Source organism: Pseudomonas sp. Pseusp21 (assembly GCF_059492145.1).
The window spans coordinates 3,746,410-3,768,691 of sequence record NZ_CP168520.1; the positions used below are offsets into that span (position 1 = coordinate 3,746,410).

Here is a 22,282-nt window from a genome sequence, read left to right on the forward strand (position 1 = left end):
CATGGAAACCCGAGCCCATCATGTATTGATCGGCCTGTTCACGGTGATTGTGGTGGCAGGCGCCCTGCTCTTCGGTCTGTGGCTGGCCAAGTCCAGTGTCGACACCGAGTTCAAGGATTACGAAGTCGTGTTCAACGAGGCGGTCAGCGGCCTGTCCCGGGGCAGCCCGGTGCAGTACAGCGGGATCAAGGTCGGCGACGTGGTCAGCCTGCGCCTCGACCCGCAGGACCCACGTCGGGTGCTGGCACGGATTCGTCTGGCCGGCGACACGCCGGTCAAGGAAGACACCGAAGCCAAACTGGCCCTGGCCGGGATCACCGGCACCTCGATCATCCAGCTCAGCGGAGGCACGCCGCAAAGTCCGAAACTCAAGGGCCATGATGGCAACCTGCCGACCATCGTCGCCTCGCCCTCGCCCATCTCGCGGCTGCTCAGCGACAGCAACGATTTGATGAGCGGGGTCACGACGTTGCTCAGTAATGCCAATCAGATATTCTCTGCCGACAACATCGAGCGCGTGAGCAAGACCCTTGAGCATCTGGAGCAGACCACCGGTTCGATCAACGATCAGCGCGGCGACCTGCGTCAGGCCATGCAGCAACTGGCGACGGTCGGCAAACAGGCCGGCAACATGCTCGAACAGACGTCCGCGCTGATGCGCAACGCCAACGGCCTGCTCAACGATCAGGGCAAACAGGCGCTCGGCAGTGCCGAACAGGCGATGAAATCCCTGGAGCAAAGCAGCGTCACCATCAACGGCCTGCTCAGCAAGAATCAGAATTCCCTCGACAGCGGCATGCAGGGCCTCAACGGCCTGGCCCCGGCGATCCGTGAACTGAGGGAGACTCTGAATTCGCTGCGCGCCATTTCCCAACGCCTGGAGGCCAACCCCAGCGGTTACCTGCTGGGCAGTGACAAGAACAAGGAGTTCACGCCATGAAGCTGACTCGCCTCGCCCTCCTCGCCGGCTTCACGCTGATCAGCGCGTGCTCGATCCTGCCCAAGTCCGAACCGTCGGATGTCTATCGCCTGCCGGCGGCACAGGCACCCGCCTCGGCCGGTTCGGCGGCTGCTCAGCACTGGTCGCTGCGCCTGAACAAACTGCAGGCCAGCGAAGCGCTGAACCGACCAAGCATCGCGGTGATTCCTCAGGGTGATGTGATCAGCAGTTACAAGGCCTCGCGCTGGAGCGATCCGGCGCCGGTGCTGGTGCGTAACCGGTTACTGGATGGATTCCAGCGCGATGGCCGGGTGTCGCTGTTGAGCACCGATGACAGCAACTTCCAGGCAGACCTGGAATTGGGCGGCAGTCTGCAGGCGTTTCAGACCGAGTATCAGGGCAATCAGGCCAGCGTGGTGGTGCGTGTCGATGCGTTGCTGGTGCGCGGCTATGACCAGCGAATTCTCGCCAGTCGCCGATTCGAAGAACGTCAGCCGCTCAGTGATGTGAAGGTCCCGGCGGTAGTGGCCGGGTTCGGTCAGGCCAGTGATCGTCTCACCGCGAAAGTCGTGGCGTGGGCGGTGGAGCAAGGGCAGAAAGTTGCCCCTCCTGCCCGGCCTTGAGCCTTAACCGAAGAACCAGTAGCAAACGCCGATAGCGCCGAGCACACCCGCCAGCTCGGCCAGCAGCGCACAACCTACGGCATGCCGGGCGCGCTGGATGCCCACCGCGCCGAAGTAGACCGCCAATACGTAGAAGGTGGTTTCGGTGCTGCCCTGAATCGTCGCCGCGACCAGCGCCGGGAAGCTGTCCACGCCCGAGGTTTTCATCGTTTCGATCAGCATCGCCCGGGCGGCGCTGCCGGAGAACGGTTTGACCATGGCGGTCGGCAACGCATCGACGAAGCGCGTGTCCCACCCTGCCCACTCCACCAGATGGCGAATGCCGTCGAGGCCGAAGTCCAGTGCGCCTGACGCGCGCAATACGCCGATCGCGCAGAGCATCGCCACCAGATACGGCAGCAGGTTCTTGGCAACGTCGAAACCTTCCTTCGCACCTTCGACAAAGGCCTCGTAGACCTTCACCTTGCGCAAGGCGCCGATCACCAGGAACAGCATGATCAGGCCGAACAGCGTCAGGTTGCCGAGAATCGACGAAAGCCCCGCCAGTGCGGCGGCCGACATCGTCGCGAGCAACGCCATGAAGCCGCCGAGAATCAGCGCGCCGGGAATCAGGTAGGCCAGCACCACCGGGTCCCAGACCCGCAGGCGCTGCATGAACGCCACCGACAGGAAGCCGACGATGGTCGAGCAACTGGTGGCCAGCAGGATCGGCAGGAACACCAGCGTCGGGTCCGGCGCGCCTTGCTGGGCGCGATACATGAAGATCGTCACCGGCAGCAGGGTCAGGGACGAGGCATTCAGTACGAGGAACAGGATTTGCGCGTTGCTGGCGATGGTCGAGCTGGGGTTGAGCTCTTGCAGCGCCTTCATGGCTTTAAGGCCGATCGGCGTGGCGGCGTTATCCAGGCCCAGGCCGTTGGCGGCGAAGTTCAGGGTGATCAGGCCGATGGCCGGGTGACCCGGCGGCACTTCCGGCATCAGTCGCAGGAACAGCGGGCCCAGCGCTTTGGCCAGCCACTCGACAATCCCCGCCTTCTCGGCGATGCGCAGGAAACCCAGCCACAGGGTCAGCGTGCCGAACAGCAGCACCATGACTTCGACCGACAGCTTGGCCATGGCAAAAATGCTTTCCACCATCGCCGCGAAGATCCCGGCATTGCCGCCGATCAGCCATTGCCCCAGCGCCGAAACGGCTGCCACGATGAAGAAGCCAAGCCACAGGCCATTAAGCATCAGTCAAATCCCCCGGAAGATGCGGCGAATGATAGCGGGGTCGCCAGAAACGACAAACCCCGGATTTCTCCGGGGTTTGTCAGGGTGCCTGGCGGGCGGGGATCAGTTTTTCGAAACTTCACCGGCCGGCAGTTTTTCCTTGCTGCGCCAGTGCGGCAGCGAGTTCCAGTAGCGCTGACCCTTGGCGTCGTCGTACATGCCTTCCCAACGGGCGATGACCAGTACGGCGAGGGCGTTGCCGATCACGTTCAGGGCGGTACGCGCCATGTCCATCACACGGTCGACACCGGCGATGAAGGCCAGGCCCTCCAGCGGAATACCCACGCTGCCCAGGGTGGCCAGCAGCACCACGAAGGACACGCCCGGCACGCCGGCGATGCCTTTGGAGGTAACCATCAGGGTCAGGACCAGCAGCAGTTGCTGGCTGATCGACAGGTCGATGCCGTACAACTGGGCAATGAAGATCGCCGCGATGGACTGGTACAGGGTCGAGCCGTCGAGGTTGAACGAGTAACCGGTCGGCACCACGAAGCTGCAGATGGCTTTCGGTGCGCCATAGGCTTCCATCTTCTCGATCACTCGTGGCAGCACGGTTTCCGAGGAAGCGGTGGAGTAAGCCAGGACCAGCTCATCCTTGAAGATGCGCATCAGCTTGATCACCGAGAAACCGAACATCTTGGCGATCAGGCCCAACACCACAAAGGCGAAGAAGGCGATGGCGACGTAAACCAGGATCACCAGCTTGGCCAGCGGCAGCAGCGAGGCGAAACCGAAGTTGGCCACGGTCACCGCGATCAGGGCGAACACGCCGATTGGCGCGTAGTTCATGATCATGTGGGTGACTTTGAACATGCTTTCCGAGACGCCCTGGAACATCTTCACCAGCGGCTCGCGCAGGTCCGACTGCAGGCTCGACAGACCGAGACCGAACAGCACGGAGAAGAAGATGATCGGCAGCATTTCGCCGCGAGCCATGGCCGCGAAGATGTTCGACGGGATCAGGTTGAGGATGGTCTCGATGAACGCGTGTTCATGCTGCACTTCGGCGGCGGTCGCCTGGTACTTGGAGATGTCCACAGTGCCCAGGGTGCTCATGTCGATGCCGGCACCCGGATGGAACAGGTTGGCCAGCAGCAGGCCGACGATGATGGCGATGGTGGTGACGATTTCGAAGTAGATGATGGTTTTCAGGCCGATGCGCCCGAGTTTCTTGGCGTCGCCCACGCCGGCGATGCCGACGATCAGGGAAGAGATAACGATCGGGATCACGATCATCTTGATCAGACGGATAAAGATATCGCCTGCCGGTTGCAGGACGTTGCTGATCCACCAGGCCTTTTCGGCGCTGAAATGGTTGAGCAACGCGCCGATTGCAATCCCCAATACCAGACCGATGAGGATCTGCCAGGCGAGGCTGAGCTTTGCCTTCTTCATTATCTTTACCCTTACTTGCGTTTGACTCAGGCACATGCAGGAACTGGAACGCTCATCAGCGGAAAAGTCTGTGCATCTGCCTCCGTATAAGGTGCCCCGGAGCGCGTGTTTACGGCTCTCCGGCAGGCGAAAAAAGGCGCAACTATTCCGATGCAAGGTTGCGCCGTCTAATGCCGTAAACGCCTACCCTATGCCGAATCGGCATGAGCTTTTTTTTATGAAACTGGCGTCCCAACCGGTTCGAATACGACATTTCGGCAGGCATAAGTGCCGTGAACCGGCCATTACAGCGTAGGTTGGTTATTTTTTGAACGAGTGATTTCGACGAAAAATTTAGGAAAATGCCTACGTTCGGAAACTAAAAGTCCGACTTACTCGATCGACTCTTTCTCGATATACGGTCGCCAGGAAACACCGCGAAATGCTTTCGCATGCAGTGTGAGCGATAAAAAAGTTGAGCAGAACGCTCTGGATCAACGTTTTGTCACGTTGAAAGCCCAGCGCAAGTCCGTCGAACCACTCCGGTTGGCGAACTTGCGTCGCAGCTTTTACCCTGACCCGGCCCTCATCGCAGGCACTCCCTGTACCCGTAGGTCACTCCGACCCTGCAACAGTCAGAACGTCCCGGCCCCCTGGTCATGCACCGGCCTTCCTCGGGCCGACGCAATGGAGGACAGCCTTTCGGCTGCTCTCGTGTTCAATACCAGTTCGGATCTTTCTTCAGCGTTTCCATCAGAAGGTTTTGCATGCCCTGATCGGGTTTGCCGAGGAAGCGGTAGGTGGCATGTCGCGTTGGCGACTTGTCCGCCGGCAGTCCTTCGGGCACATCCACAAGCATGGCGTAAGCGTCTTTCTTGTCGAAACTGAACGCGACGATCAAGCGATGGTTCATGCATTTGTCTGCGGATTCGCAGAGCGGGCCGACCAGATACTTGTCGCCATCTTCGGTCACGGCATTCATCTGCTGGTCAGGCGTGCCGGACAGGTTCATCACCCATTCCGGCAGGCGTTCTTCCTTCTTCACCACGCCTTCCCAGGTTTCCCTGTATTGCGGGTCGGAACTCAACAGTTCGTTGACCCGCGCCTGACCGTCATTGGCCGCGATTGCCATGGCACTACCGCCCAGGAGCAGGGCGGCTGCCAGTGTCTTTAACCCCTTCATGTTCAACCTCGACCGCGACGGCCAAAGAAGAAGGAAGCGATGAACATCACCAGGAACACGACAAACAGAATCTTGGCGATACCCGTGGCGGTGCCCGCGATACCACCGAAGCCCAGTACTGCGGCGATGATGGCAATGATCAGGAATGTGATTGCCCAGCTCAACATGGTGATTCTCCTTGCTTCTATTTAGGGATGTTGCCGGTCTCGGCGCGTAGGCGCCCAGATTCGTTGATCAGAAAACCCAGCGTTCTTCACGGGGCATGTCGCCCAGCGGTTGTGGCTGGTCGACGTCCATCATGCGCATCGCGCCGTTGTCGGCCTGGCTGCTGCTGACGGCGCTGAAGTGCGTCTGCGTCGCGTGTTGCATGGAAATAAGGGGCTCAGGCTGCTGACTCTGCTCCCAGCGCAGGTATTGCTGGCAGGCGATCAGAGTGATCAGCAGCGCAAGTGCGCCAAACAGGGCCTGCTGCAGATGCAGTGGCGAAATACGCATTTGGGCGGCACGTTGGCGAGTCATCCTGGGTTCCTCACTCTTGTTCGGTTGGGGCAGTGCATTTCTGCCCGGGCTGAGTGATGTATTGCAGCCCGCATGCCAGCTTTTTTGTTTAAAAAAATCTAATAAAATCAAATAGTTATAGATGCTGCAAAAGTTACTGACGACGCATCCTGCACGATGACCCTCGCGGCGTCGTGCGTAATGCACGATTATTTCGTAGGAGAAATCATTCTTTTTGAATTGAGAGCAGGGTGCGGATGTCAGAAAAGGAGGCAGGAAATCGTCCTGAAACTGTGCGATGTTTAAAAAATCAACAAAATCAGTGGATTAGCCGTAAGGGCAGGAGAGAGCTACCCTGCTATGACTGGAATCGATCAGAATCAACCATGCAACTTGCCCGATTTTTCCGGGACTAACCCAAGACATTCATTTATGGAGCGTAGGAAAAATGGAATCAGCCACTGAGCACCAAGGCCGCATTCTGCTGGTGGATGATGAATCCGCCATCCTGCGAACCTTTCGTTATTGCCTCGAAGACGAAGGTTATTCTGTCGCCACTGCCAACAGTGCGGCCCAGGCTGAAGCGCTGTTGCAACGCCAGGTTTTCGATCTGTGCTTTCTGGATTTGCGTCTGGGCGAAGACAACGGCCTGGATGTATTGGCGCAGATGCGCATTCAGGCGCCGTGGATGCGGGTGGTGATCGTCACCGCCCATTCGGCCGTCGACACCGCGGTGGACGCCATTCAGGCCGGCGCTGCCGATTATCTGGTCAAACCGTGCAGCCCGGATCAATTGCGCCTGGCGACCGCCAAGCAACTGGAAGTACGTCAGCTGTCGGCGCGTCTGGAAGCCCTCGAAGGCGAGATTCGCAAACCCAAGGACGGTCTCGATTCCCACAGCCCGGCGATGAAAGTCGTACTGGAAACCGCGCGGCAAGTGGCGGGCACTGACGCCAACATCCTGATCCTCGGCGAGTCCGGCACCGGTAAAGGTGAGCTGGCCCGAGCCATTCACGGCTGGAGCAAGCGCGAGAAGAAATCCTGCGTCACCATCAACTGCCCGTCGCTGACCGCCGAACTGATGGAAAGCGAGCTGTTCGGTCACAGTCGCGGCGCGTTCACCGGGGCCAGCGAAAGCACGTTGGGTCGAGTCAACCAGGCCGATGGCGGTACGCTGTTTCTCGACGAGATCGGCGATTTTCCGCTGACATTGCAACCCAAGTTGCTGCGTTTCATCCAGGACAAGGAATACGAGCGGGTAGGGGATCCGGTCACCCGCCGCGCCGATGTGCGGATTCTTGCCGCCACCAACCTCAATCTCGAAGACATGGTGCGTGACGGACGTTTCCGCGAAGACCTGCTCTATCGTCTGAACGTCATCACCCTGCATTTGCCGCCGCTGCGCGAGCGGGCCGAAGACATCCTGACCCTGGCCGACCGTTTCCTCGCCCGCTTCGTGAAGGAATACGCGCGTCCGGCCCGGGGCTTCAGTGACGAGGCTCGCGAAGCACTGCTGGGCTATCGCTGGCCCGGCAACATTCGCGAGCTGCGCAACGTGGTCGAGCGGGCCAGCATCATTTGCCCGCAGGAGCGTGTGGAAATCAGCCACCTCGGCATGGCCGAACAACCGGCGAACAATGCGCCACGGGTCGGCGCGGCGCTGAGTCTCGACGAACTGGAGAAGGCCCACATCGGCGCAGTACTGGCGACCGCGGGCACCCTCGATCAGGCCGCCAAGACCCTGGGAATTGACGCCTCGACCCTGTACCGCAAGCGCAAGCAGTACAACCTGTGAGCGCCCGCCGATGAAACTGGCGATGAAGTTGCGGACTCGCTTGTTCCTGAGCATTTCCGCGCTGATCACCGTGGCCTTGCTCGGGCTGATGCTCGGGCTGGTCAGCGTGATGCAGATGGCCGGCACTCAGGAGGCGCTGATCCGCAACAACTTCGTCACCCTCGATCTCGGGCTCAAGCTGCGCCAGACCCTCGGCGATCAACTGATCATGATGCTCGCCGAAAAGCCCGACCCCGTGGCGTTCGAAGCGTCCAAACAGCATTACTTCCAGTTGCTCGACGAGGGCATCGCCCAGGAGCAGAAAGACGACGATCGCCAGTATGGATTCAGTCAGGCCAAAGCCGATTATCTGAGCTTCCTCCAGGCGTTCGACATCTCCCGCGACCCGGCTGCTGCCCTGAGTGGCGGTGGCGACTTGCGTGAGCGCTTCAATACCCTGCGCAATGGATTGATTACCGAGCACAAGCACGCACTGGACAACATCAATTCAGTCCAGCATGCCGCCCGCGACCGCGCGTTGCTGATCGCTGGCCTGTTGGGACTGGTGGGGCTGGCGGTGCTGATCATTGGCTTCGTTACCGCACAGGGCATTGCCCGGCGTTTTGGTGCGCCGATCGAAGCGCTGGCCAAAGCGGCGGACAATATCGGCCAAGGCAATTTCGAGGTGACCCTGCCGGTGTCCTCGGCTATGGAGATCAACTTGCTGACCCGGCGCTTCGGGTTGATGGCCGAAGCCCTGCGCGAACATCAGGCGACCAATGTCGACGAATTGCTCGCCGGCCAGCAGCGTCTGCAAGCGGTGCTCGACAGCATCGATGACGGTTTGCTGATGATCGACCGTCAGGGTCGTCTGGAACACTTGAACCCGGTGGCCCAGCGACAACTGGGCTGGGACAGCGACCGTTTCGGCGAAGGCCTCGGCACGGCGCTTCAGCGACCGGAGCTGGATGCACAGCTGCAACTGGTGTTGCGCGGTGGCAACCTTGAGCGGGCGCCGGAAGATTTGAGCATTGAGGTCGACGGCGAAACGCGCCTGCTGACCTACAGCCTGACGCCGGTCAGCCATACCCAGGGGCATATACTCGGCGCCGTGATGGTCCTGCACGACGTCACCGAGCAGCGCGCCTTCGAACGGGTGCGCAGCGAATTCGTGTTGCGCGCCTCTCACGAACTGCGCACGCCGGTCACGGGCATGCACATGGCGTTCGGACTGTTCCGCGAGCGGGCGAAGTTTCCTCCGGAGTCGCGCGAATCCGATCTGCTCGACACGGTCAATGAAGAAATGCAGCGTCTGATGCAGTTGATCAACGATCTGCTCAACTTTTCGCGTTATCAGAGCGGTTTGCAGAAACTCACACTGGCGCCGTGTTCCATCGAGGACCTGCTTGAACAGGCGCGTTTGCGTTTCGCCGATTCGGCAGCGCAGAAGGGCGTTACCTTGACCGTCGAAGCGCAGAGCCCGCTGCCACGCTTGCAGGCGGATCAGGCGCAGCTCGATCGAGTCCTCGACAACCTGATCGACAACGCCTTGCGCCACACGGCGCGCGACGGGCTGATCCGCTTGCAGGCCCGTCGCCATGGCGAACGGGTGATCATCAGCGTCGAAGACAACGGCGAAGGGATTGCCTACGGTCAGCAAGGGCGGATTTTCGAACCTTTCGTTCAGGTGGGCCGCAAGAAGGGTGGGGCCGGGCTGGGTCTGGCGCTGTGCAAGGAAATCGTTCAGTTGCACGGTGGGCGGATGGGCGTTTACTCGCGGCCGGGGCAGGGCACGCAGTTCTATATGGCGCTGGCGGTTTAGGCTTCGTCGTCGATCCGGCGGCCGGCGAGTCGCCGTCCACGGGTAATCAGTTCGATGAACTGCACCGCGCTCAAGGCGTGGGCGAACAACCAGCCCTGACCGAACTTCACCCCTTCGCTGCTCAGCAGCGCCGCTTGTGACTCGAATTCGATCCCTTCGGCAATCACCTTCAGGTCCAGCGCCTGGGCCATGTGAATGATGTGTGGCGCGACACCGCTGCTGGCAGCGTCATGGCCGAGGGCGTCGATAAATGCCTTGTCGATCTTCAGGCAATCCACCGGCAGGGTTTGCAAATAGGCCAGGCTGCAATAGCCGGTGCCGAAATCGTCGATCAGCACCTGATGCCCGACATCGCGCAGCGCCTGCAGGTTTTCCCGGGCTACTACCACATCGATCAGGCCGCGCTCGGTCACCTCGAAAGCAATCTGCCGCGCCGCCACCCGATGCAGGGTCAGCAGCCGCGCCATGACCTGGCCGATGCGCGGCACCATCACGTCGCAGGCGGCCAGATTCACCGAGATGTACAGCTGCGGATTGGCCCGCAGCAACTGACCCAACTGCTCGAGCAGGCGTTGCAGGACGAAGTCGGTCATCTGGCGAATCTGTCCGGTGTTCTCGGCCATCGGGATGAACAGGTCGGGGCTGGTCAGCGTGCCGTCCGGCCGGCGCCAGCGCAGCAATGCTTCGGCACCGACGCAGTTGCGGCTGTCGAGATCGAAGATCGGCTGATAAAGCACCTGCAACTCGCCGCGGCGGATGGCGCCGTGCAGCTCGGCGTCGAGCGACTGGCGCTGGCGCACGACCCAGAACACCAGTACGCCCACCAGCGCACCGAGCACCAGACAGAAAGGCACCATCCACCACCAGAGCTCCGGAATGTGCATGCCCGTGCGCGGGCTGATCAGCACCAGTTGGTATTCCGGGTTGTCAGTGGGCATGCGGTAGATCAGGTGTGACTGGGTGACTTGCAGCGCGTTCGGTGTTTTCGGCGGCCAGGGCTCGGTGGGCGGCCAGACCTGTGGAACGCCGAGCACCGGAATCGCCCGGGTCCCGTGATCCAGCACTACCAACAGGCTGCTGCCGGGCAACAGGTCGACCATGTCGGTGAGATGTCCGCGCGAGGTGGCTACGCGAAAGTTGCCGCGCCCGAGCATCAGCGCTGCGCGGTTTTCATCGGGTTCGGTGGTGGTGTTCAGCCAGTAGCTGTAGGTCGGGCCCTTGATGTCCGGAGGACGGATCACCGACAGGCCTTCTTGGCGCGGACGGTTGGAGCAAATCCGCGTGGCGTCCATGTAGGCGGCTTCATAGACGAAGCGGTAGTTGAACGTCACTTGCTGCAACGTGGCGATCATTTCGTCGTCGCAGCTGCGCAAGGGCTGGGCTTCGAGGTCGTCGAGGCTTTCGCGCAACTGGCCGAAGAGTTGCTCCAGACGTGCCAGGAACCGCTCCCCCTGGGCGTTCATTTCCTGGCTTTCGCTTTGCTCGACCTGGCGCACGGCCACGAACAGCCCGCCGGTGATCAGCAGGCTCGCACTGAGGACAGCCGCGATCATCGCCAGAAACCAGGGGCGATAAAACCAGCTACGCAGCGTCTCTCGGGTAGCAACCATCATGGATATCCGAAGAATTACCAATGAGTTATAGCTGCTGATTGCGATTTCGCCCTGACCGTCGGGCGGGCGTCATTATTTTGTCTGATTCAGCACCAGCAGCAACGCTGCCGTTTGCGCATCCGGCGTGCCGTCAAAGCGCGCAGGGCGGTAGTGCATCTGGAAGGCCGCGAGCACATGGCGGGTCGCTACATCCAGCTCACCGGTTTGCGGCGTCGAGTAGCCCAGGCGTGCCAGTTGGCTCTGGAACCAGGTGATGCTCGGCAGCTCGGCGTCGAACTGCGCTTGCTGGCGTGCCACGGCTTGCTCGTCGGGCCAGAGCCCCAGCCCCTCGGCCGCCAGTCGCTTCCAGGGGAACAGCGGCCCCGGGTCGAGCTTGCGCAACGGGGCGATGTCGCTATGGCCGATGATGTGGCGCGGGCTGATGCCCTGGCGTTTGCTGATGTCCTTGAGCAGGACGATCAACGATTGCACCTGGGCTTCGCTGTAGGGATACCAGAGGCGACCGGTCGGTGTGTCCTTGAAGCCCGGATTGACGATTTCGATGCCGATCGAGCTGGAGTTGAGCCAGGTACGGCCTTGCCATTCGCTTTCGCCGGCGTGCCATGCGCGCAGGTTTTCGTCCATCAGCTTATAGATGGTGGCGTTCTTGTCATCGCCGATCAGGTAATGGCTGCTGACTTCGCCGTGGGTCAGCAATTGCAGTGAGCGTTCGAGCGAGGCGGAGGTGTAGTGCACGATCACGAACTGCACACGGCTGTCGTGATTGACCGAAGGATGGCTGGTGTCGAAACGCGGGCCGCTGGCACAACCGGCCAATAAGAGGAGCGACGCGAGGAGGGTGAAAAATTTCATGGCAGAGGGCAGTACACGCAAGACGATAATGCAACAGTGTAACGTATCGCCTTGCGCTTCGACGCTTAAAGGGCTGATTTAAACAATATGGAACAATTGCCTCAGCCCAGCTCTACCCGGTTACGCCCTGCGTTTTTTGCCCGGTAAAGCGCCTGATCGGCTCTTTTGAGCACCAGATCGCTGTGTTCTCCCGGCCGGAATGCCGCCAGCCCCATGGAAACCGTGATCGTGACGCGCTCGCCCTTGAAGTGAAACGGGCAGGCTTCGATGGCGGCGCGCAGGGTTTCCAGGAGTTTGGCGCCGACCGCCGGCGGGGTGGCCGGGAGCAGAAGGACAAACTCTTCCCCGCCGAAACGGGCGATGAAATCACTGCCGCGCAAACGCTTGCGCAGCACCGTGGCGATGATTTTCAAGACCTTGTCGCCGGCCAGATGCCCGTAGTTGTCGTTGATTCGTTTGAAGTGATCGAGGTCGAGCATGGCCAGGCTCAAGGTATTGCCGTGCTGCTGCCATTGGGCGATTTCATGTTCGAGCCGTTCGGTCCAGGCGGCGCGGTTGGGCAGGCCGGTGAGCGGATCGATCAGGGCTTTCTGGCGTTGCTCTTCGAGGTGTTCGCGATAACCCTGCGCTTCCTGCTCCATGTGTGCGACGCGTTCGGCCAGGCTTTTCAGGCGTCCAGCCACTTCCTGTTCCCGGGCGTCGCGCTGCTTCTGGTGCTGATCCATGGTGCCGAGCAGGCCTTCGAGGTGGTTTTCCAGCACCTGCTTGAGATCGTCCAGATCGGCCGCTTCCTGCACGCTGTTCTGCAGGCCGTCGACCTGTTCGCGGATCTGCGTGTCCATCGCTCGCGCCGCAGAGCTGTTGTCGGCGTGGCCTTCGCTGGCGGCCTGCAAGTTGCTCTGGAACGCTTCGAGGCGCTCGTTGAGTTGCTGCAGGTAGGCTTCGAATTCGTGCTGGCCGCTGTCGGTAATGGCCAGCATCAAGGTCGCGAGATCGTCGAGGATCGGCAGCAATTCGTACCAGTTCAGGCCGTTTTTCAATCGATCGCGCATGGCCTCGGCTTGCGGGCGATGGCGCTCCGGCAAGGTCAGGTCATCCAGCAGCCCGATCAGCGTGTCTTCGATGTGTTTGGCGACCGAGCTGTAGGACGGCTCCGGGGAGTCCGGCAGGGCGTAGAGGATGTCGTGCTCGGATTGTTCCGGATCGATGGCGGCCAATGCCTGGGCGATGGGCTCGGGCAGGGGCAGGCTGTCGAGGATCACGGGCGGCGGGTTATCGCCGGGGTGGATCAGTTCGTCGGGGTTGATGGCCGTGGGCACTGCCGGCGCGAAAACCGGAGGAGGCGTGAAGGTCTGCGGCTCCGGTTCTGGCTCGGCGGTTTCTGGTTCGCTGGGGGCGGAGGGGGATTCGGTGAGAATTCTGGCCGGCTCGAAGGCCGCCACCTCCGGCTCCGCATGATATTCGGGGGGTGGCTCTGGAGTTTTCGCGGGTTCGGCCACGGGGGCGGCAACCGGTGCTTGGCTGACGCTCGCAGTGGCGACCGGTTCGGCGCTTGTAACAGCCGCTTCCGGCGCTGGCGCAGCTTCATGTGTGACGGGCGCTTGCTGTGGCTGCGCTGGTGGTGCGACCGCAGCGGCTTGAGCCACTGGAGCAGGCGTTTCCTCGCTGTCGCGATTGCCGAACAGGCGCTGCAACAAGCCCGGGCGTCCCGGTTCCGCCGGCGTTGCCAGCTGGCTCAAGGCCTTGCCCTGCAAGCCGCTGAGTTCGCTGAGCAGCAGCGGCATCTCTCTGGCCTGACTCACCCGCCCATCCAGCTGCTTGGCGAATTTCTTCAGCGGCTGGGCCACATCGCGGGGCAGGGGCAGGGATTGCAACTGAGTGACCAGCGCAGTCAGTGCGGTGCTGACCTGTTCGATCCGGGTTTCCCGACGCTGCTCGGAATCGAGCACGGCTTTTTCCAGGCGCGGCAGCAGGGCGGCGAGGCCAGCGTCCATGTCATCGGTGCGCACCACGTCGCGCATTTCTTTCATGCACTGGTCGACCACGCGGTCGGTGCCTTCTGCTGCCAGCGTGCTGCGCACCAGGCCGCGGCGCAGCAGGTCGAGCCGGGCGTCCCATCGACGTTCGAGCTTTTCCTGTTGTTCGATGCTTTTGAGGTATTTCTCTTTCCAGCGCTGGGCTTCGTCGCTCATTCAGGGGTTCCGCGAAGGGCAGTGCTCAACGCGGGCAATGCATCGGCCGTGAGCGAACCCGGCAGACGAATCTCTACCGCGACCGGCAGGTGATCGGAAATCGGTTGTGCCAGCACTTCGACCTTTTCCAGGGTCAGGGTCGGGCTGAGCAGAATATGATCCAGGCAGCGCTGGGGGCGCCAGCTGGGGAATGTCGCTTCGAGTTGCGGGGCGAGCAGGCCGAGGTCGCGCAACGGCGAGTGTTGCAGCAGATCGCTGGCGTGGGTGTTCATGTCGCCCATCAGCACTTGGTGCTTGTAGCCGCCGATCAGCTCGCGGATGTAGGCCAGTTGCATGCTGCGCACCCGGGCGCCGAGCGCCAGGTGCATCATCACCACCACCAGCGCTTCCGGGCCTTCGCCGAAGCGCACCAGAATCGCCCCGCGTCCCTTTGGGCCCGGTAGCGGGTGGTCTTCAATCGCCCACGGCCGCAGGCGACTGAGCACACCATTGCTGTGCTGGGCCAGTCGGCCAAGGTTGCGATTGAGTTGTTGATACCAGTAGGGGAAGGCGCCGAGCTGGGCCAGGTGTTCGACCTGATTGACGTAGCCTGAACGCAGGCTGCCGCCATCGGCTTCCTGCAGGGCGACCAGATCGAAGTCGCCGAGCAGATTGCCGATCTTTTGCAGATTGCTGGAGCGCCCGGGGTGCGGCAGCAGATGCTGCCAGCTGCGGGTCAGGTAGTGCCGATAGCGCTCGGTGCTGATGCCGACCTGAATATTGAAGCTGAGCAAGCGCAGACGGCTGTCTGCGGGCAGGCCCGTCGATTCCAGGTGATGCTCGTTGACCTGCGGATCATGCAGGCCAACGACGCGTTCGGTTCCCCAGCGGCGCATGGCGATTGCCGCGCTTAGTTGGCGGCTGCCTTGTTGGCCGCTCGCTCTTTGGCCACCAGTTGATCAGCCAGTTTCAGCGCCTGTTCGGCGCCGCCGGCGGAGCCGATGTCGAAGCGGTACTTACCGTTGACGATCATGGTTGGAACACCGGAGATTTCATACTTCTTGGCCAGTTCGCGGGCTTTCACGATCTGCCCTTTGATGGCGAACGAATCGAAGGTCGCCAGGAACTTGTCCTTGTCCACGCCTTGAGTGGCGAGGAAGTCGGCCATGTCGTTCTTGTCGGTCAGCTTCTTGTGTTCTTTCTGGATGGCGTTGAACACCGCAGCATGCACATTGTGCTCGACGCCCATGGCTTCCAGGGTCAGGAACATCTGGCCGTGAGCGTCCCACGGGCCACCGAACATCGCAGGAATGCGCACGAAGTTGACGTCGGACGGCAGTTTTTCAACCCACGGATTGATCACCGGCTCGAACGCGTAGCAGTGCGGGCAGCCATACCAGAACAGCTCGACCACTTCGATCTTGCCAGGCACGGCGACCGGCACCGGGTTGCTCAGTTCGACGTAAGGGGCAGCAGGGGCTTCGGCGGCGTGGGCGGTCACGCCGAACAGGCTGGCAGCGACGAGGGCGGCGCTGATGATCAGATTACGCATGCTTTACTCCTGGACAATTTTGGTCGCCTCGCGCGACCTGTTTTCAGACAGATCCTGGCGGGCATGAGTTCTGTAGTGTAACGGCAGCGGCCACAAAAAAGGGCGGCCAAAGCCACCCTTTTTATACTTGCTGCGACGGATTAATCGAGCGTTAACGTGGCAGGCGTTGGCCATCGCACGCAATGCTCGAATCGTGCGTCTCAGTGCAGGCCCTGAATGTAGCTGGAGACTGCCGCAATGTCTTCGTCACTCAGCTTGCGGGCGATGGTGCGCATGGTCATCGCGTCGCCGTCGTTGTTGCGGCCGGCTTCTTCCTTGCGGAAATCGGTCAGCTGCTTGGCGATGTACTGAGCGTGTTGGCCACCCAGGTGCGGGAAGCCGGCGGCTGCGTTGCCGGCGCCGTTCGGCGAGTGGCAACCGGTGCAGGCTGGCAGGCCTTTCTCGAGGTTGCCGCCACGGAACAGGGCTTCACCGCGAGCGACGATCTTCGGATCGGCGGCGCCGACGCTGCCTTTCTGGCTGGCGAAGTAGGCGGCGATATCGGCCAGGTCCTGATCGCTCAGGTTGGTCAGCAGGCCGGTCATTTCCAGAACGGTGCGCTTGCCCGACTTGATATCGTGCAATTGCTTGGTCAGGTAGCGTTCACCCTGTCCGGCCAGCTTTGGAAAGTTTGGCGCCATGCTGTTGCCATCCGGGCCATGGCAGGCGCCGCATACGGCAGCTTTCGCCTGGCCTGCGGCTGCATCGCCTGCGGCATGGGCGAAGCCTGAGATTCCCACGGTCAACAGCAGACTCACGATCAGTTTGTTCATCAGCTAATCCAACTACGGCTAAGGGTTAAGAGTTATGGACCGGGCTTACTCTCGCTCATCCAGAGGATGAGGGCCTGGTAATCCTCGGCACTGCAGTCCATGCACAAACCACGCGGCGGCATCGCCTTGAAACCCTGGGTCACGTGTTGCACCAGCGTCTCCATACCTTTCGCCAACCTCGGCGTCCAATCTTCCTGATCGCCTCTTTTGGGCGCCATGGGTAGTTGGCCGGAATGACAGGCTCCACAAACACGGTTGTACACGGCTTCCGGATCCTGTGTAGCCTGTGCGCTGTAAATCGGCATCAAGACTCCGGCAGCCAGCAGCCATTTCGTCATAAAACGACCTTTTCAGGGTTGAGAGCGTTCTGCGTTCTAATGCGCAATCAAGGTCTGTCGCTCTCGTGAACTTCATCCTTCGCTGGGACAAAGCACACACAAAATCTGCGGCATTATATACTGGCGTCACTGAAACGGAAGCGACACCGCGTTCCGCGCCTAATCCCGGCGCCGCCCACATCGGAAATCCCATGCAACTCAAGAATCCCATCCTCGGCCTGTGCCAACAGTCCACGTTCATGCTCAGTGCCGCCAAGGTCGATCAGTGCCCCGACGACGAAGGCTTCGAAGTGGCGTTTGCCGGTCGTTCCAACGCCGGTAAATCCAGCGCGCTGAACACCCTGACTCACGCCAGCCTGGCGCGCACCTCGAAAACCCCGGGTCGCACACAGCTGTTGAACTTCTTCAAGCTAGACGATGAACGGCGTCTGGTCGACCTCCCGGGTTACGGTTATGCAAAAGTACCGATCCCGCTCAAGCAGCACTGGCAGCGTCACCTCGAGGCTTACCTCGGTGGCCGCGAGAGTTTGAAGGGTTTGATTCTGATGATGGACATCCGTCATCCAATGACCGATTTCGACCTGCTGATGCTCGACTGGGCCGTTGCCGCCGGCATGCCGATGCACATCCTGCTGACCAAGGCCGACAAACTGACCTACGGCGCGGCCAAGAACACGCTGCTCAAGGTGCAGTCGGAAATCCGTAAGGGGTGGGGCGATCAAGTGACTATCCAGCTGTTCTCCGCCCCGAAACGCATGGGTCTGGAAGAGGCCTACACTGTGTTGGCAGGCTGGATGGAACTGGCCGATAAAGGCGCGGAAGCAGCGGCTGAATAATAAGGATATGGAAAATTGGCTGTAGTGCGGTCAGGCAAGGCAAAAGTGTTAGTAAAAATCGGAGTTTAGGGGACCTAAATGAGCATTTTTACTAACGCTTTTAACGCAGCATGACCGCGCTACAGCCAATTTTGAGGCAAAAAAAAGCCCCGGACTTCGTATGGGGAGGGAGAAGTTCCGGGGTTTAAGTTCCGAACCGCTAGGGCGGGGTTCAGATATCTGCCAACACTTAACACAACATAGGAGCATCGAAGGGCTTCACCAGCCATTCAGTATCTCTGAGTGCCCTGTCGCAAGATTAGTTCAGAATCTTTTCAAAAAACTTTGGAATAAACTCAAGAACGATCAGGCCTAAGCGGTTTTCGGTGCTTTTGCCGCGACGCTCGGTCGCAGCAAAGCCGCGTCCCAGAGGCCTCAGTGCGCCTCGTCCCAGTTGTTGCCAACTCCCACTTCCACCAGCAACGGCACATCCAGTTTTGCCGCTTCGCTCATGTGCACGCGAATTTCTTCGCGAACCTGATCGACCAGATCCTCGCGAACCTCCAGCACCAGTTCGTCGTGCACCTGCAGGATGACTTTGGCGTCCAGCCCGGAAGCGCTCAGCCAGTTATCCACCGCCACCATGGCTTTCTTGATGATGTCTGCTGCGGTGCCCTGCATCGGCGCGTTGATCGCCGTGCGTTCGGCGGCCGCGCGATCCTGCGGCTTGTTCGAGTTGATTTCCGGCAGATACAGACGACGACCGAAGATCGTTTCCACGAAGCCTTGGTCTGCTGCCTGGGCGCGGGTGCGATCCATGTACTCGCGAACGCCCGGGTAACGCGCGAAGTAGGTGTCGATGTAGGCCTTGGCAGTCTTGGTGTCGACGCCGATGTCCTTGCCCAGCTTCTGCGCGCCCATGCCGTAGATCAGGCCGAAGTTGATCGCCTTGGCGCTCCGGCGCTGGTCGGACGTCACTTCGTTGAGCTCGACCTTGAATACTTCGGCCGCGGTGGCGGTGTGCACGTCCAGGTTGTTGCGGAAGGCATTCATCAGCCCTTCGTCGCGGGACAGGTGGGCCATGATTCGCAGTTCAATTTGCGAGTAGTCCGCCGCCAGCAGTTTATAGCCTTTCGGCGCGACGAACGCTTGACGGATGCGTCGGCCCTCGGCGGTGCGCACCGGGATGTTCTGCAGATTCGGATCGCTCGACGACAGGCGTCCGGTCGACGCGACGGCCTGATGGTACGAGGTGTGGATACGCCCGGTACGCGGATTGATCTGCTCCGGCAGGCGATCGGTGTAGGTGCTTTTCAGCTTGCTCATGGAACGGTGTTCCATGAGCACTTTCGGCAAGCGGTGATCGTCTTCGGCCAGTTTCGCCAGCACTTCTTCGGCGGTGGACGGCTGGCCCTTGGCGGTCTTCTTCAGCACTGGCAGGCCAAGTTTTTCGTAGAGGATCACGCCCAGTTGCTTTGGCGAGCCGAGGTTGAATTCTTCACCGGCGATCTCGAAGGCTTCACGTTCCAGCGCGACCATCTTGTCGCCCAGCTCAATGCTCTGGATGCCGAGCAGGTCAGCATCGACGAACGCGCCCTGGCGCTCGATGCGAGCGAGCACTGGCACCAGCGGGATCTCGATGTCGGTCAGCACGCTGGCCAGGCTCGGGATGGCGCTGAGTTTTTCGAACAGGGTCTGGTGCAGGCGCAGGGTCACGTCGGCATCTTCGGCGGCATACGGCCCGGCCTGTTCCAGAGCGATCTGGTCGAAGGTCAGCTGCTTGGCGCCTTTGCCGGCGATGTCCTGGAAGCTCACGGTAGTGTGGTTCAGGTATTTCTGCGCCAGGCTGTCCATGTCGTGACGGGTGGCGGTGGAGTTGAGCACGTAGGACTCAAGCATCGTATCGAAGCCAATCCCGCGCACGGTGATGCCTTCATTCTGATCACCGCCGATGGCGCAGTTGGCCAGGATGTTCATGTCGAACTTGGCGTGCTGTCCGACCTTGAGCTTGTTCGGGTCTTCAAGGATCGGCTTGAGCGCGCGCAGCACGGTGTCGCGATCCAGCTGCTGCGGCACGCCGATGTAGGAGTGGGTCAGCGGGATGTACGCCGCTTCGTTGGCCTGTACCGCGAAGGAAAGCCCGACCAGTTGCGCCTGCTGCGCGTCGATACCGGTGGTTTCGGTGTCGAAGGCGAACAGCTTGGCGTTCTTCAGTTTTTCCAGCCAGACGTCGAATCGCGTCTGATCGAGGATGGTTTCGTACGCGGCTTCAGCCGCAGCGGCGGGCGCTTCCTCTTCGGCAGGCGCACTGAACAGATCGCCGGCCGGCGCAGGCTCGGCAGCAGCGCTCAGTTCCTGGCGCTTGGCATCGCGATCCAGGTCATTCAGCCAGCTCTTGAATTCCAGCAGGGTGTACAGCTCGTAAAGTTTGGCCGGGTCCTCCGGACCCATTTGCAGGTCGTCGAGGCCGATGTCCAGCGGCACGTCGACCTTAATCGTCGCCAGTTGATAGGAGAGGAACGCCATCTCCTTGTGCTCTTCGAGCTTGGCCGGCAGGGTCTTGGCGCCACGGATCGGCAGGGTCGGCACGATGTCGAGCTGCGCATACAGCTCGGTCAGACCGCCGTTGACGCCCACCAGCAAGCCGGAAGCGGTTTTCGGGCCGATGCCCGGAACGCCGGGAATGTTGTCGGAAGAATCGCCCATCAGGGCCAGATAATCGATGATCTGCTCCGGAGCGACGCCGAATTTCTCCTTCACGCCCTCCACATCCATCGAACTACCGGACATGGTGTTGACCAAGGTAATGTGGCCGTCGACCAGTTGCGCCATGTCCTTGTCGCCGGTGGAGATGATCACCGGACGATCGGCGGCCGCGCTGCTGCGGGCCAGGGTGCCGATCACGTCATCGGCCTCGACGCCTTCGACGCACAGCAGCGGGAAACCGAGGGCGATCACGCTCTGGTGCAGCGGCTCGATCTGCACGCGCATGTCGTCGGGCATGCTTGGGCGGTTGGCTTTGTATTCGGCGTACATCTCATCGCGAAATGTCCCACCCTTGGCGTCGAACACCACGGCGAACGGGCTGTCCGGATACTGCTTGCGCAGGCTCTTGAGCATGTTCAGCACGCCTTTGACCGCACCGGTCGGCAGGCCTTTGGAGGTGGTCAGCGGTGGCAGCGCGTGAAAGGCGCGGTACAGGTAAGACGAACCGTCCACCAGGACGAGGGGGGCTTGGCTCATGAGCAGAATCAACCTTTTCGGCGGGCCCGGCGCTAGAATAGCGGGACCGTTGACGACAAAGGGACAAGGTTATCATGCGTACGTTAAATCGCTTGCTGCTGGTCAGTCTGATTGCTGTTTCACCGCTGGCCGCGATCGCGGCGGATGATGCGCCATCGTCGGAGCCGGAAGTTACCATTAGCACGCACACGGAAGGCGACAAGGTCATTCAGGAATACAGCCGCAGTGGATTCGTCTACGCGATCAAGGTCACACCGAAGGGCGGTAAACCCTATTTCCTGGTGCGCGCCGATGGTTCGGACGCGAACTACATCCGGTCCGACCAGCCGGATATGCTTATTCCGTCGTGGGAAATCTTTACCTGGAAGTAAGTTTCCTGACTTTTAATCGGCGCCGTTTGATGGCGGCGCCAGAACTGAGCAGTTTTTAACCATGTCTGTGTTCACCCCCCTGGCTCGGCCCGAGCTGGAAACCTTTCTCGCCCCATACGGGCTCGGCCGTCTGCTCGATTTCCAGGGGATCGCCGCCGGCAGCGAAAACACCAACTTCTTCATCAGCATGGAAAAGGGCGAGTTCGTCCTGACCCTGGTCGAGCGCGGCCCGGTGCAGGAAATGCCGTTCTTCATCGACCTGCTCGACGTCCTCCACGAAGCCGACCTGCCGGTGCCCTACGCACTGCGCACCACTGACGGCGTGGCCCTGCGTGAGCTGAAAGGCAAGCCGGCGCTGCTGCAACCGCGTCTGGCCGGCAAGCACATCAAGCAGGCCAACGCCCAGCATTGCGCGCAGGTCGGTGACTTGCAGGCGCACCTGCACCTGGCAACCCAGGGCAACAACATGATCAAACGCAAGACCGATCGTGGTCTGGACTGGATGCTGGAAGAAGGCACACAGTTTCTTTCGCACCTGAGCGACGCGCCGCGTGCGCTGCTGCAAACCGCGCTGGACGAAATCACCCAACAGAAAGAGAAAATTCTCGCGCTGCCTCGGGCAAATATCCACGCCGACCTGTTTCGCGACAACGCAATGTTCGAAGGCACGCACCTGACCGGGCTGATCGACTTCTACAACGCCTGCTCCGGGCCGATGCTCTACGACGTGGCGATCGCCTTGAACGACTGGTGTTCGGACGATGATGGCCTGATCGACGGCCCGCGTGCTCGGGCCTTCCTCGGTGCCTACGCGGCACTGCGTCCGTTCACGGCGGCCGAGGCCGAATTGTGGCCGACCATGCTGCGAGTGGCGTGCGTGCGGTTCTGGCTGTCGCGGCTGATTGCGGCGGAATCGTTCGCCGGGCAGGACGTGCTGATTCACGATCCGAAAGAGTTCGAGCAGCGGCTGGCGCAGCGTCAGACGGTCAATACGCCGCTACCTTTCGCCCTGTAAAAGAAAAAACCGCA

General features: G+C 60.9%; 20 protein-coding genes. 7 read left to right on the forward strand and 13 right to left on the reverse strand.

Annotated features, from left to right (window positions below; genetic code table 11):
• Position 1: 1 nt before the first annotated feature.
• Positions 2-940: an MlaD family protein gene (locus ACEN93_RS17130; protein ID WP_495610302.1), complete on the forward strand. Its 939-nt coding sequence runs from the start codon at positions 2-4 to the stop codon at positions 938-940.
• Complete coding sequence (locus ACEN93_RS17135) at positions 937-1,563, forward strand: ABC-type transport auxiliary lipoprotein family protein (protein ID WP_039764884.1); 627 nt, start codon at positions 937-939, stop codon at positions 1,561-1,563. The genes ACEN93_RS17130 and ACEN93_RS17135 overlap by 4 nt, the downstream gene beginning before the upstream one ends.
• A gap of 3 nt (positions 1,564-1,566) precedes the next feature.
• Here ACEN93_RS17135 and ACEN93_RS17140 read toward each other — a convergent pair whose 3' ends face one another.
• The 5 genes from ACEN93_RS17140 to ACEN93_RS17160 all read right to left on the reverse strand — a co-directional run bounded on the left by ACEN93_RS17140 (position 1,567) and on the right by ACEN93_RS17160 (position 5,911).
• A complete protein-coding gene (locus ACEN93_RS17140) occupies positions 1,567-2,796 on the reverse strand; it encodes a nucleoside recognition domain-containing protein (RefSeq protein ID WP_074689763.1) in 1,230 nt (409 codons plus the stop codon).
• A 102-nt stretch (positions 2,797-2,898) separates the two neighbouring features.
• Positions 2,899-4,230, reverse strand: coding sequence for a glutamate/aspartate:proton symporter GltP (gene gltP, locus ACEN93_RS17145; protein WP_039764881.1), 1,332 nt, complete (start codon positions 4,228-4,230; stop codon positions 2,899-2,901).
• 697 nt (positions 4,231-4,927) lie between these two features.
• Complete coding sequence (locus ACEN93_RS17150; protein WP_039764879.1) at positions 4,928-5,392, reverse strand: inhibitor of vertebrate lysozyme family protein; 465 nt, start codon at positions 5,390-5,392, stop codon at positions 4,928-4,930.
• Between the two features lie 2 nt (positions 5,393-5,394).
• On the reverse strand, positions 5,395-5,559 hold the full coding sequence (locus tag ACEN93_RS17155) for a DUF1328 domain-containing protein (protein ID WP_003177151.1): 165 nt from the start codon (positions 5,557-5,559) through the stop codon (positions 5,395-5,397).
• Positions 5,560-5,626: 67 nt separating this feature from the next.
• Positions 5,627-5,911, reverse strand: a complete 285-nt coding sequence (locus tag ACEN93_RS17160; protein ID WP_039764878.1) for a hypothetical protein — start codon at positions 5,909-5,911, stop codon at positions 5,627-5,629.
• A gap of 427 nt (positions 5,912-6,338) precedes the next feature.
• Here ACEN93_RS17160 and algB point away from each other — a divergent pair, with 427 nt between their 5' ends.
• Together algB and ACEN93_RS17170 are read left to right on the forward strand one after the other, a co-directional pair.
• A complete protein-coding gene (gene algB, locus ACEN93_RS17165; protein WP_039764876.1) occupies positions 6,339-7,685 on the forward strand; it encodes a sigma-54-dependent response regulator transcription factor AlgB in 1,347 nt (448 codons plus the stop codon).
• Between the two features lie 10 nt (positions 7,686-7,695).
• Positions 7,696-9,486 carry a KinB sensor domain-containing domain gene (locus tag ACEN93_RS17170; protein ID WP_085667284.1) on the forward strand — a complete coding sequence of 597 codons (1,791 nt, stop codon included), beginning with the start codon at positions 7,696-7,698 and terminating at the stop codon, positions 9,484-9,486.
• Here the strand turns inward: ACEN93_RS17170 and ACEN93_RS17175 are convergent.
• The 7 genes from ACEN93_RS17175 to ACEN93_RS17205 all read right to left on the reverse strand — a co-directional run bounded on the left by ACEN93_RS17175 (position 9,483) and on the right by ACEN93_RS17205 (position 16,824).
• Positions 9,483-11,096 (reverse strand): EAL domain-containing protein, encoded by a 1,614-nt coding sequence (locus tag ACEN93_RS17175; RefSeq protein WP_170928281.1) that lies wholly within the window; start codon positions 11,094-11,096, stop codon positions 9,483-9,485. The genes ACEN93_RS17170 and ACEN93_RS17175 overlap by 4 nt on opposite strands.
• Before the next feature lie 75 nt (positions 11,097-11,171).
• On the reverse strand, positions 11,172-11,951 hold the full coding sequence (locus tag ACEN93_RS17180) for an N-acetylmuramoyl-L-alanine amidase (protein ID WP_039764871.1): 780 nt from the start codon (positions 11,949-11,951) through the stop codon (positions 11,172-11,174).
• A gap of 101 nt (positions 11,952-12,052) precedes the next feature.
• Entirely contained in the window at positions 12,053-14,143 is a 2,091-nt protein-coding gene (locus ACEN93_RS17185) for a GGDEF domain-containing protein (RefSeq protein WP_085667283.1), read from the reverse strand.
• Positions 14,140-15,018: an endonuclease/exonuclease/phosphatase family protein gene (locus ACEN93_RS17190; protein WP_039764867.1), complete on the reverse strand. Its 879-nt coding sequence runs from the start codon at positions 15,016-15,018 to the stop codon at positions 14,140-14,142. The genes ACEN93_RS17185 and ACEN93_RS17190 overlap by 4 nt, the downstream gene beginning before the upstream one ends.
• A 14-nt stretch (positions 15,019-15,032) precedes the next feature.
• Complete coding sequence (locus ACEN93_RS17195; RefSeq protein ID WP_210710317.1) at positions 15,033-15,674, reverse strand: thiol:disulfide interchange protein DsbA/DsbL; 642 nt, start codon at positions 15,672-15,674, stop codon at positions 15,033-15,035.
• A 200-nt stretch (positions 15,675-15,874) separates the two neighbouring features.
• Positions 15,875-16,486: a c-type cytochrome gene (locus ACEN93_RS17200; RefSeq protein ID WP_039764863.1), complete on the reverse strand. Its 612-nt coding sequence runs from the start codon at positions 16,484-16,486 to the stop codon at positions 15,875-15,877.
• 32 nt (positions 16,487-16,518) lie between these two features.
• Positions 16,519-16,824 carry a c-type cytochrome gene (locus ACEN93_RS17205; RefSeq protein WP_039764861.1) on the reverse strand — a complete coding sequence of 102 codons (306 nt, stop codon included), beginning with the start codon at positions 16,822-16,824 and terminating at the stop codon, positions 16,519-16,521.
• A gap of 191 nt (positions 16,825-17,015) precedes the next feature.
• On the opposite strand from ACEN93_RS17205, the gene yihA reads away from it, so the two are divergent.
• Positions 17,016-17,660, forward strand: a complete 645-nt coding sequence (yihA, locus tag ACEN93_RS17210; RefSeq protein WP_039764859.1) for a ribosome biogenesis GTP-binding protein YihA/YsxC — start codon at positions 17,016-17,018, stop codon at positions 17,658-17,660.
• Positions 17,661-18,074: 414 nt separating this feature from the next.
• Here yihA and polA read toward each other — a convergent pair whose 3' ends face one another.
• On the reverse strand, positions 18,075-20,882 hold the full coding sequence (gene polA, locus ACEN93_RS17215) for a DNA polymerase I (protein ID WP_210710318.1): 2,808 nt from the start codon (positions 20,880-20,882) through the stop codon (positions 18,075-18,077).
• Between the two features lie 74 nt (positions 20,883-20,956).
• Here polA and ACEN93_RS17220 point away from each other — a divergent pair, with 74 nt between their 5' ends.
• Together ACEN93_RS17220 and ACEN93_RS17225 are read left to right on the forward strand one after the other, a co-directional pair.
• Positions 20,957-21,253: a DUF2782 domain-containing protein gene (locus ACEN93_RS17220; protein WP_074689754.1), complete on the forward strand. Its 297-nt coding sequence runs from the start codon at positions 20,957-20,959 to the stop codon at positions 21,251-21,253.
• Between the two features lie 61 nt (positions 21,254-21,314).
• On the forward strand, positions 21,315-22,268 hold the full coding sequence (locus ACEN93_RS17225; RefSeq protein ID WP_103385829.1) for a homoserine kinase: 954 nt from the start codon (positions 21,315-21,317) through the stop codon (positions 22,266-22,268).
• Positions 22,269-22,282: the final 14 nt, after the last annotated feature.